At 72.8% G+C, this 10,907-nt stretch carries 10 protein-coding genes; 6 read left to right on the top strand and 4 right to left on the bottom strand.

The genetic code is table 11. The features are described 5' to 3' along the window. Positions 1–15 precede the first annotated feature (15 nt). Positions 16–705 (bottom strand): bifunctional DNA primase/polymerase, encoded by a 690-nt coding sequence (locus tag AB0I73_RS06230; RefSeq protein WP_363034298.1) that lies wholly within the window; start codon positions 703–705, stop codon positions 16–18. A gap of 381 nt (positions 706–1,086) precedes the next feature. Between AB0I73_RS06230 and AB0I73_RS06235 the strand changes: the two genes are divergently transcribed. Together AB0I73_RS06235 and AB0I73_RS06240 are read left to right on the top strand one after the other, a co-directional pair. Further along, positions 1,087–2,472 carry a transcriptional regulator gene (locus tag AB0I73_RS06235; protein ID WP_363034270.1) on the top strand — a complete coding sequence of 462 codons (1,386 nt, stop codon included), beginning with the start codon at positions 1,087–1,089 and terminating at the stop codon, positions 2,470–2,472. Between the two features lie 301 nt (positions 2,473–2,773). Then, complete coding sequence (locus tag AB0I73_RS06240) at positions 2,774–4,351, top strand: hypothetical protein (protein ID WP_363034272.1); 1,578 nt, start codon at positions 2,774–2,776, stop codon at positions 4,349–4,351. A 129-nt stretch (positions 4,352–4,480) separates the two neighbouring features. Here AB0I73_RS06240 and AB0I73_RS06245 read toward each other — a convergent pair whose 3' ends face one another. Next, positions 4,481–5,782, bottom strand: coding sequence for an ABC transporter substrate-binding protein (locus tag AB0I73_RS06245; RefSeq protein ID WP_363034274.1), 1,302 nt, complete (start codon positions 5,780–5,782; stop codon positions 4,481–4,483). A gap of 117 nt (positions 5,783–5,899) precedes the next feature. On the opposite strand from AB0I73_RS06245, the gene AB0I73_RS06250 reads away from it, so the two are divergent. Together AB0I73_RS06250 and purU are read left to right on the top strand one after the other, a co-directional pair. Further along, positions 5,900–6,400, top strand: coding sequence for a hypothetical protein (locus AB0I73_RS06250; RefSeq protein ID WP_202282271.1), 501 nt, complete (start codon positions 5,900–5,902; stop codon positions 6,398–6,400). A gap of 46 nt (positions 6,401–6,446) precedes the next feature. Continuing rightward, positions 6,447–7,328, top strand: a complete 882-nt coding sequence (purU, locus tag AB0I73_RS06255) for a formyltetrahydrofolate deformylase (protein WP_363034276.1) — start codon at positions 6,447–6,449, stop codon at positions 7,326–7,328. A 35-nt stretch (positions 7,329–7,363) separates the two neighbouring features. On the opposite strand, the gene AB0I73_RS06260 is transcribed toward purU, so the two are convergent. Further along, positions 7,364–8,530, bottom strand: a complete 1,167-nt coding sequence (locus AB0I73_RS06260; RefSeq protein WP_363034300.1) for a maleylpyruvate isomerase N-terminal domain-containing protein — start codon at positions 8,528–8,530, stop codon at positions 7,364–7,366. Between the two features lie 104 nt (positions 8,531–8,634). After that, positions 8,635–9,231, bottom strand: coding sequence for a sigma-70 family RNA polymerase sigma factor (locus tag AB0I73_RS06265; RefSeq protein ID WP_363034278.1), 597 nt, complete (start codon positions 9,229–9,231; stop codon positions 8,635–8,637). A 466-nt stretch (positions 9,232–9,697) separates the two neighbouring features. Between AB0I73_RS06265 and AB0I73_RS06270 the strand changes: the two genes are divergently transcribed. Together AB0I73_RS06270 and AB0I73_RS06275 are read left to right on the top strand one after the other, a co-directional pair. Further along, positions 9,698–10,078, top strand: coding sequence for an STAS domain-containing protein (locus AB0I73_RS06270; RefSeq protein WP_109381350.1), 381 nt, complete (start codon positions 9,698–9,700; stop codon positions 10,076–10,078). A 216-nt stretch (positions 10,079–10,294) separates the two neighbouring features. Further along, on the top strand, positions 10,295–10,807 hold the full coding sequence (locus tag AB0I73_RS06275; RefSeq protein WP_363034280.1) for an EF-hand domain-containing protein: 513 nt from the start codon (positions 10,295–10,297) through the stop codon (positions 10,805–10,807). Positions 10,808–10,907: the final 100 nt, after the last annotated feature.

Consider the following 10,907-nt stretch of genomic DNA (forward strand, 5'->3'; position numbering starts at 1 on the left):
CCGGCCTCGGCGGTCCTATTGGCCCTGCCGGTCACGGCGGTCCTGGCGGTCGCGGCCGCAGGCGTAGGCGAGGGGGGAGATCAGTTCCGTCGCGTCCGGCAGCCAGCGGTTCGCCGGGGTCGGCCCGCTGGCCCACTGCACGGCCCCCCTGGACCCGAACCGCGTGGGCGGCGCCGCCACGTACGCCCCCTCGCCCCGCACGCTCAGCTCGAGCGGGGACAGCGACCAGCCCAGGGAGCGGATCAGACCCGGCACCCTCGTCGAGGCGCCGGGGAGCACGAAGAACTCCATGCGCCCGGCCGGGCTCAGGGCCACCGGACCGAGCGCCAGTCCCATCCGCTCCATCCGGGCCAGCGCCAGGAACCCGGCCGTCTCGGGGACGGAGATCGTGTCGAAGGCGTGGCCGGTGGGCAGCAGGATCGAGGCCGTCGGCCACATCTGCCACATGCGGCGAACGGTGGTCGCACTGCCGGTCGCCTGGGCCGCCCAGTCCGAGCGCGCCGGGTGTGCGCCGGGTGCCGGACACTCCGCGACGCCGCACGAGCAGCGGTGCACCCCGTTCACGGCCTCCAGCCAGGTGCCCGCGAACACGTCCCAGTGCCGCTCCTCGGTATACCGCACTGCGGTCTCCAGCAGGGTTTCTCCGCGCTGCTTCGGGATGTGTCCGGCGCCGGTGCCCGGGATCGTCTCTTCCACGATGAACACAACTACGTCCGTCACCAGGGGTTACGCCCGTGTCCATGCGCGGGGGAGGAGCACTTGCTCCGCGCCCGGGGCGCATGGGTGCATCCGCGGGGGCGCGCAAGAGGATCCACGTTCCCGGGTGGGTAGCCAGGAGTGGGTGACCGGCGGTGGCCGGCCGGCGGCCGCGACCGGGAGCGCGCGGCCGGGCGGGGCAGGCGTCAACTGTCACCCCGGCAATCCGTACATGTCTCGCATCTTCGGCACCTCGGCGGGGCATTGATCTTCAGGGTCGGAACTTTTGCTCCTGGTCGAGAGGAGATGTCAGGAGATGCCGGGTCTCCGGCCGCGGAAGACACGTCAACTCGGTGCGTGGGCAGGCACCGCAGCCACAGGGGGTGTGCCATGGCCGCAAGGCCTCTCGTCGCGCGGCAGCCGAACGAACGACTGCAGGCGCTCATTCAGGAAGCCGGGTGCTCCAACGCCGGGCTGGCCCGCAGGGTCAACCTGTGCGGCGCCGAACACGGCCTCGACCTGCGCTACGACAAGACGTCGGTGGCCCGCTGGCTCCGCGGACAGCAGCCGCGGGGCCGGGCGCCGGCGATCATCGCGGAGGCGCTCGGACGCAAACTGGGCCGCACGGTCACGATCGACGAGATCGGCATGGCCAACGGCAAGAACCTCGCGTCGGGCGTCGGTCTCCAGTTCTCGCCGACGGTGCTGGGGGCCATCGAGCAGGTCTGCGAACTGTGGCGCAGTGATGTGGGCCGGCGGGACTTCCTGTCCGGCTCCTCCGTCGCCGCGTCCGCCCTGGTGGAGCCGAGCCGGGACTGGCTGATCTCCGCCCCCGACCCGCAGGTGGCGCGCTCGGTCGGGCCGCGGGTCGGGCGGTCCGACGTGGGGGCCGTGCGGTCGATGACGCAGGCCCTGGCGGACCTGGACCACCAGTACGGCAGCGGGCACGTGCGTCCGGTCGTCGTGCACTACCTCAACAGCGTCGTCTCGGGGCTGCTCGCGGGGTCGTACCGGGAGGCCGTGGGACGGGAGCTGTTCGCGGCGGTCGCCCGGCTGACCGAACTCGCCGGTTACATGGCGATCGACACCGGGCAACCGGGCCTCGCCCAGCGCTATTACATCCAGGCGCTGCGGCTGGCCCAGGCGGCCGGCGACCGGGGCTACGGCGGGTACGTACTGGCCGCCTCCATGAGTCATCTGGCCGCACAGCTCGGAAACCCGCGGGAGATCGCGCAGTTGGCGCGAGCCGCGCAGGAAGGCGCGCGGGGCCGGGCGACCCCCCGCGCGCAGGCGATGTTCCGCGCGGCGGAGGCACGCGGGCACGCGCTGATGGGCGACGCGCACGCCGCGCAGATCGCGGCCGGGCACGCGATCAGCGCCATGGAAGCGGCCGATCCGGCGTCGGGGGACGATCCCGTGTGGATCGCACACTTCGACGAGGCCTACCTGGCCGACGAGTTGGCGCACTGCCACCGGGATCTGGGACAGGCCGAGGCGGCCGCGCGGTGCGCGCTCGAGTCCCTGGCCGGGCATCCGGAGTCCCGGGCCCGGCGCCGGGCGATCGGCTACGTGCTGCTGGCCACCGCGCAGGTGCAGCAGCGGGAGGTCGAACAGGCCTGCAGTACGGGCCTGAAAGCGGTGGAACTGCTCGACGGGCTCAGGTCGAACCGCGGTGCCGAGTACCTGGAGGACTTCCGGCAGCGACTGGAGCCGTATCAGGAGGAGCCGGTGGTAAGGGAGTTCGGCGCACGTGTCGCCCTCCCGGCCGCGGCGTGAACACGAACAGGGACATGAACGCGAACAGGGGCAGGAGTACTAGGACTAGTACCAGTACGGGGGCGCACGGTGGCGGCGTCGGCGGATGAACGGGACGGGCGTCGGCGGATGAACGGTCGGTCAACGTGGAGTTGACGCGGGGCCGGGGTGAAGGAGGGGGCATGAACAGCGTGAGGTGACCCGGTTCTGTTACCGCGATCACAGGGCAGGAGCCCAGGCCCTGTGCTGCGTGGCACCGGGCTCCGGGGACCCGGTAGCGTGAGTCGACGATTCACAAGGTCCCCCATGTGTAGGAGTCCCGGTGACGCAGAGTGGACAGGGCGAGGAGCCCTCGGCGCGCCCCGCGCGCGAAGGCATCGTGCTGCCCTCCGACGGTGGCGAGCCCCTGCTGCCGGGCATGCCGGGCGGGTCGGCCGGTCCGGTCGCCCCGGGTGGTGCGGGCGGACAGCCGCCCGCCTCGGCGCCGCCCGGCGGCCAGACCTGGGGGACGCCCTGGGGACCGGAGGAGCAGTTGCCGGCCCCGTCGCAGGGTCAGGGCTGGCAGTCCCCGCCCGCGCAGCAGTGGGGCCCGCAGGACCCGGCCCCGTGGGGCGCGCAGGACCCGGCCGCGAGCGGGCACGGCCAGGGGCAGCACGGTTTGGGTCCGCTGCCGCCCGAGGGCGGGCAGGCCCCGGCGTACGGCGCCCACACCCCGTACGACCCGTCCGCCCCGATGCCGCCGCAGAACGGTTCCTTCCACGGTGCTCCCGCCGTCGACGCGTACGGCTCCGCCGCGGCGGGCGCGCTGCCCGACGGGTCGGAGGGGGCCACCCAGTTCCTGCCGCCGGTGCCCGCCGCCCCCGTGGACGAGGGGGCGACGCAGTACATACCCCCGGTGGGCCCGGGGGCGCTACCCCCCGAGATGCCCGCCGCACACCACTCCGAGGCGGCCCGGTACCCGGGCCCGCCCGCGGGCGGGCCCGACGCCGAGGCCACCCAGTTCATGGCCCCGGTGACCGACGGGCCCGGGGGAGCCCCGTACGGCGCCGCACCCGGCGCCCCGGCCGACGACGGGAACCGGCAGCCGCCCGCCGAGTTCGACAACCTCTTCCGCGGCGCGGGCGCCGACGAGGGCGCGGTCGGCTCCACCCAGCAGCTCCCCCGCTTCGAGCATCCGCAGCCCGCCCACACCCCGCCCGGCCGGGGCGGCGGCGGCCGGCGTGCCGCCCGTGAGGGCGACGGCGGCGGCCGGAGCGGACGTACGGGCTCACGGGTGCCGCTCATCGCGGCGGTCGGTGTCGGTCTCGTCGTCCTGGGCATCGGCGCGGGCGCGCTGCTCGGCAGCGGGGACGACGGCGGAGATGCCGACGGCAAGAAGCAGCCCGTCTCCGCCGCCGCCCCCGCGAGCGAGGAACCCGAGGCCGAGGCGTCCCCCACCGTCGACCCGGTCCGTCAGCAGGCCGTGGAGCTGGACAAGCTGCTGGCCGTCAGCGGCGACAGCCGGACCGCCGTGATCAACGCGGTGGCCGACGTGAAGGCCTGCCGCAATCTCGACCAGGCGGCCAAGGACCTGCGGGACGCGGCCGACCAGCGCAACCAGCTGGTCACCGACCTCTCCGGCATCGAGGTGGACAAGCTGCCCGACCACCAGGCGCTGAGCGCCGCGCTCACCAAGGCGTGGCAGGCGTCGGCGTCGGCCGACGACCACTACGCGGCCTGGGCCGACCAGGTGGCGGGCAAGAAGGGCTGCAAGAAGGGCCAGGCCCGCACGACCGGCCAGACCGAGGCGGGCAACCGGGCCAGCGGCACCGCGACGGAGGAGAAGACCAAGGCGGCCTCGCTGTGGAACGCGATCGCCAAGCAGCACGGCCTGACCGAGCGGCAGCCGACCCAGCTGTGACCGGCTTCCGGCGGCAGCGGGGGCGGCGGGGGACAGGGAAGGACCGCGGAGCGGGCCGGGCCGGTGGACGGCCTCCGTCCTCACCCTGCCCCTCCTCGCCCCGCTCCGTCCTCGCCGCGCCCCCGCGCGTCACACCACGTCGGCTTCGTGCAGGGTGTCCGTCACGTCGATGAAGCCCTCGCTGCCGGCCACCAGCCGCCCGTCCTCGACCTTCTGCAGGGTCACGTTGGCGTTGACCAGGCGCGGGAAGCCGACGGCGGCCAGCTTGTCCTGGAACTGCCAGCGCAGGGTGGGGGTGAGGCCGCCCGTCTCGACCTTCAGCCCCTTGTTCAGCGTCCGGGTCACACTGCGCGAGCTCACCTCGTCGTCGCCGAGCGACTCGAGGACCTGCTTCAGCACCGTGTAGGCGATCCAGGTGGTCTGCACCCCGGCGTCGGCGGGGTCGATCCGGTTGTCGCCGAACGCCTCCTTCTTGATCACGTCCTTCATCGGGTTCCAGAGTGCGTCGCTCGACGCCGGGTACCAGCCGGTCACGTACGACCCCTCGTACGGGCTCGACGCGCCGCCGGACGTGTTGATCGTCGTCTGGTCGACGCTGCCCATCACGGTCGCGGTGCGCACGTCGGGGTAGTCGGCGCGGGCCCGCCGGAAGGAGTCCATGAAGGTGCCGGTGCGGTCCCCGAGCGCGGGCACCACACAGCCCGGCGCCTCCGGGTCGGTGGTGCTGGTCTCCAGGGCCTGCTTCGACTGCCCGGCGTACTCGGTGGCCTCCTCCTCCGCCCGCTGGTCCGCGGTCGGCTCGTGACCGCCGGCGGACAGGCCCGAGTTGAGCAGTGGGGGCAGCTGGTCGCCCGCGATGGTGTCCGGCCGGATCAGGGTGACCGGCCCGCAGGAATCGGCGAGGGCGCGGCCGAGACCGGCCAGCAGCGCCGGCTGGCCGCCGTTGACGGGGTAGGACAGCGGGCTGGTGAACTCGTCGGTGGTGATGCCGTAGCCGCCGATGTACGGGATGCCGGCACCCTCGAGGGTGGGCAGGAAGGCGTCGGCGTGCTGGCTGTACGAGCCGACGACCGCGACGGCGTTCTCCTTGACCGCGGTCCGGGCGCACCGCGCGGCGGCCACACTGTCGTTGCGCTCGTTGCACGTGAGGACGTTGAGCTTGCGGCCGTTGATGCCGCCCTCGGAGTTCACCCAGCGGGCGTAGGCGCGGGCGAAAGCGGGCATGCCGGGCTTGTTGGTGGTCTTGGTCTCCTCGGGCGCCCAGGTCATGACGGTGATCGGGTCGTCGTCGGCCCCCGAGGTGCCGGGGACGACTCCGCAGCCGGCGGCGAGCGTCATCGCCGCCAGCGTGCCCGTGGCCAGGACGCCCGCTCTGAACGTCCGGGAGCGGTGGCGGGGGAGGGAACTGCTGCGAATGCGACTGCCGGTCATGCTCATGCACGATTCCCTCACATTGCCAACCCCGGGGTGACCCGGGGCCGACGGGTGGTGACGTGAAAGTGAATTAAGGGGCCGGTGTGACCCCCGGGGAGGGGAAACGTACGATCGATGACCGTGCAAGGTTCGGAGAACTCTTCCCGCCGCGGCCGCCGCTCCTCCACCATGGGCGGCATGCCACTCAACGACATGCCATGGTGGCGCTGGCGCAGCAATGTGCGCTCCGCGCTGCACATGCTCTCCGACCCCGGGTTCCAGCAGGGTGTCTGGCTGGCCGGGGTGGACGGCTACGGTGACGTCACCGACGCGGTCTACCGGCTGGTCGAGGACACCTGGCTGGACAACTGGTCCGCCGAGAAGTACGTCGGCACGATCTTCCGCGACTCCCAGGAGGCGGCGCTCGTCGACACCGCGGTGCTGCGCGTGCTGCGGATCATGCACCAGGTCGGTCCGGACGCACCGGTCACCGCCTACCTCGAGCACGAGGGATGGCCGGACGCGGTACGGGCCGCGCGGGACGCGCACGTGCGGCTGGCGGTGAGCGACGGGGAGGACCCCGACGCCGCGCCGCGGACCCTCGAGGTGCTGAACATCCTCACGCGGTCCGCGTAGCGGGACGGCTCCTCGTCCGCGACCCGCGTATGGGACCCTTTCCCGCATGAGTGAGCAGCCCGCCCGAGCAGAGGCCCCGGCCGACCAGTACGTTCTGACCCTGTCCTGCCCCGACAAGCAGGGCATCGTGCACGCCGTGTCGAGCTACCTGTTCATGACCGGCTGCAACATCGAGGACAGCCAGCAGTTCGGCGACCACGACACCGACCTGTTCTTCATGCGGGTCCACTTCTCCGCCGAGGCGCCGGTGACCGTGGACAAGCTGCGGGCGAGTTTCGCGGCGATCGGTGACTCGTTCCGGATGGACTGGCAGATCAACCGGGCCGACGAGAAGATGCGCGTCCTCCTGATGGTCAGCAGGTTCGGCCACTGCCTGAACGACCTGCTCTTCCGCGCCCGGATCGGCGCGCTGCCGGTGGAGATCGCCGGAGTGGTGTCCAACCACACGGACTTCGCGGAACTGGTGGCTTCGTACGACATTCCCTTCCACCACCTGCCGGTGACGAAGGACACCAAGGCGGAGGCCGAGGCGAAGCTGCTGGAGATCGTGCGCGAGGAGGACGTCGAACTCGTCGTGCTCGCCCGCTACATGCAGGTCCTCTCGGACGACCTGTGCAAGCAGCTCTCCGGGCGGATCATCAACATCCACCACTCCTTCCTGCCGAGCTTCAAGGGCGCGAAGCCGTACCACCAGGCGCACGCCCGGGGAGTGAAACTGATCGGTGCCACCGCGCACTACGTCACCGCCGACCTCGACGAGGGCCCGATCATCGAGCAGGAGGTCGAGCGGGTGCGGCACGACGTCGCCCCGGACCAGCTCGTCGCCGTCGGCCGCGACGTGGAGTGCCAGGCGCTGGCACGCGCGGTGAAGTGGCACGCGGAACGCCGCATCCTGCTGAACGGGCGGCGGACGGTGGTCTTCGCCTGAACCGCCGGCCGCCCGGAAGGCATGGAGGGTCCCGGCTACATCCTGCTCAGTGAGGCCGCCGCCAGGAGGACCTCACTGATGGCCTCCTTGTCGCCGACCTGCCCGGCGGCCGCCTCCCGCGGGGGCACGTGGCCCGCGGCCAGGCGGCAGAACTCCGAGCCGTCGAGGGCGATGTGGGCCACCTCGTGCTCGGCGGAGCCCCGGGCGGCGGGGGAGTCCAGCGGGATCAGCCACTCCCCGCCGCCGGACCCCTCGATCTCCAGCCGCAGGCTCCGCCCCGGCGCACCGGCCGCGACCAGCCGCCGCCCGCCGGGTGCGTCCGGTCCGGAGCGGCGGCGTGCCTCCAGTACGGACGGCAGCATCCGCGCGGCCAGGTCGACCATGCGGTGCAGGTGCCGTCCGGTGGGCGGATCGTACGGGTAGTCCACCGCCTCGGCGATGTCCTCCGCGTGCACCCAGCACTCGAAGGCGCGGTCCAGCATCGCGTCGTGCAGCGGCAGCTCGAAGTCGCCGTACGGCACCGCCGTCCGCCCGGCCCGGCTGCCCGTGAAGGACACGGTCCGCACCAGGTCGTGGGTCTGCGCACGCCAGGGCGCCCGTACGGAGCGGGTGGGCGGGGAGTGGGCGGCACTCCAGTACGCCTCGGTGCGGGCCGACGGGGTGGGCCGCTCGACCGACAGGTCGCCGAGCGGGTCGTCCAGTCCGAGGGCGACCGCGACCAGGCCGTCGACGGTCAGCAGATGCGCGATGACCCCGGCGACCGTGGTGCGGCGGGTGGTCGCCTCGTCGGCCTCGTACCAGCGCAGCCGCACGGGCGCGTGCCACTCGGTGTCGCCGAAGTCCTGGAGCAGCGCGTCCAGCCGGGCCGTCTCGGCGTCGTAGGCGGTGGCCCAGTCGGGTACGGGGATGCGCGGCGGACGCCGCTCGAGGCAGGACTCCAGGACGCGGGTGCGCAGCCCCGGGTCCAGATCGAGGCTCTCGGGGCGTTGCAGCAGCCCGACCGCGTCGCGCAGGCGCAGCGCCTCGTCGGCGCAGGCCCCGCAGTCACCGAGGTGCTCCTCGACGGCCGCCGTCTCCTCCGGCGCGCAGGCGGCCAGCGCCCACGCGCCCAGCAGTGACTTCAGCACCCGGTGCTCCAGCACCAGCGGCTCGGCCGCCCGCGGCGCGACCCCGGTGGCGGGCTCGGGTGCCGGCGCCGGCAGGGACGGCCCGCCGTCCTCACGCGTACCGTCCGCCCCGTTTCCCGCGGCCGTGTGTGTTCCCGCGGCGGCGGTGTCGCCGTCGGACGGCTCGCAGCGGTCGTCGCTCACGCCGCACCCCCGATGCCGGACGGGGCGTCCAGCCGGGCCGTCTCGGTGTCGTGGGCCGTGGCCAGCAGTTGCAGGCCCAGCCGGAGGCGGCGGCGGGCCTCGTCCGCGGTGACGCCGAGGTCGGCGGCGGTCTGGTGGTAGTCGCGGCGCTGGAAGTACGCCTGCTCCAGCGCGGCCCGCAGCGGTACCGGCATGGCGTGCACGATGTAGTCCGCGCGGGCGGCCACCGAGGCGTGGCGCACCTGGCGCTCCAGTTCCTCCGTGTCGCCGGGGGAGCCGTGGGCGCTGTGGGCGAGCGCCGCCGTCCTGGTGGCGCGCAGCCGCTCGACGGCCAGCCGGTGGGTCAGCTCGGCGACCCAGGTGCGCAGCGGGCCCTGCTTGGGGTCGTAGGCGTCCGGGTGCTCCCAGACGTGGGCGAAGACGTCGCGCGTGATGCTGTCGGCGGCGCGCTCGTCGCCGAGGACGCGGTGGGCTAGACCGTGCACGAGGGAGGCGAACCGGTCGTAGAACTCACCGAGCGCCGCGGCCTCCCCGCGGGCGAGCCGCTGCTGCATCGTGCGGTCCCAGTGAGGTGGCACGTCCCTTTTCGTCATGTGGCCCCCTTCACCCCCTGTTCCTCCCCCGGCGCCCCGAGCCGGTCGTGCCCGGGGCCGGCGTGTGCCCGCCGACTCCATGAATGTAGTCGGCACGTCGGAGAGCGCACGCCCCTTTATGGCAATGCGCGCCCCCTGGCGAACCACAGGTGGTAAGGAGCCGCCCACGGGCACGTCGGATGCCCGTCCGGGGCGTGCCTACCCAGCCGCTCGGCGATCGGAACCGACTGGAGTCGACCAGAGCTGACTAGAGCTGACTGGGACTGGCTGCGACTGACTGGAGTCGACCGGAACTGAACGGTGTGGATTCGAACAGACCGTAACCCATCGAATTGGATCGAAGCCGACTGAAACAAGCCTTTACTGTTCGGTAACGGTTTCTCGGGTCGCGTTTCAGGGCACGGCCGGTGGGCAGCCGCGCTGCAAGGAAGCGTAGGTGTTTCTTCCGTTTCGGCGAGCGAAGGGCGTGGTGGTGGCCTTCAAAGTGACCGACGGGCAGCAGGGCGAGTGGGCCGTGCTCCAGGTGTCGGGTGAGCTGGACCTGGTGACGTCGCCGGTGCTGCGTCAGCGGGTGCACGACGCGGTGGCCGACGGCAGACGCAGCCTCGTCCTCGATCTCTCCGAGGTGTGGTTCTGCGACTCCAGCGGTGTCGGGGTACTCATAGCCACCCGCCGGCTGCTGCGTTCCTGCCAGGGCAGCCTGCGGCTGATCCTGCCCGCCCACGGGGCCGCCGACGGCAGTCACGTCAACCGGGTCCTCGGCGCGCTCGGTGTCCGCCGCCTCTTCGACGTGCACCCGGACGTCCCGTCCGCGGTGGACGGGAGTTCCCGCCCGCTGTCGGCCTGAGCCGACCGTGAGCCTCGGGGCGTCACGCGTAACGGACCCCGGGGCGCACGCGCACCACGGACGCCGCGCTTACCACGAAAAGTGTCGTGTGTCACGCGATCGTCCCGGATTTCTCCCGTTCTTGGCGCAAGCGTCGCTTCCGAATTCATGAAGCCGCCTCGCACGACGTACCCTCCGAGCGAGACGACCCTCTGAGTAAGGCGGCCTGAAAGAAACATGGTCAGCAGCGAGTACGAGCGCCGGATCGCGGCCCGGTTCGCCACCTTCGACCAGGACGGCAACGGTTACATCGACCGCGAGGACTTCAGCGGAGCGGCCAAGGCGCTGCTCGCCGAGTTCGGCACGCGGGCCCGCTCCGACAAGGGCCAGGCCCTGTACGGCGGCGCCGAGGCCTTCTGGCAGGGCATGGCGGGCATCGCGGACCACGACGGCGACCAGCGCATCACCCGCGAGGAATTCGTGACCGGCGCGGTGAAGCGGCTGCGGGACAACCCGGACCGGTTCGCCGAGATCGCCCGGCCCTTCCTGCGCGCGACCCTCGCCCTGACCGGCCCGGACGACGACGGCGCGGTCGGCGTGGCGGACGCCGCCCGCGTCCTGAGGGCACTCGGTGTTCCCGAGGAGCTCGCCGGATCCGCTGCCGCCACGCTGGACACGGACGGCGACGGCAGGATCGGCGAGGAGGAGGTCGTACGGGGCTTCGCCCGCTACTTCACCGTCCCCGAGTAGGGCCGGTTTCCACGTCCCCGGGCGGCGCCGCTCCAGCCACAGGTCGAGCCCCGCCGCAGTCGCCGGCTTCAGGGCGTCGTGGGTCTGCGCACCGGCCAGC

Origin of the sequence: Streptomyces sp. NPDC050388 (genome assembly GCF_040655635.1) — a bacterium.
In the GTDB taxonomy this organism is placed as follows: Bacteria; Actinomycetota; Actinomycetes; order Streptomycetales; family Streptomycetaceae; genus Streptomyces.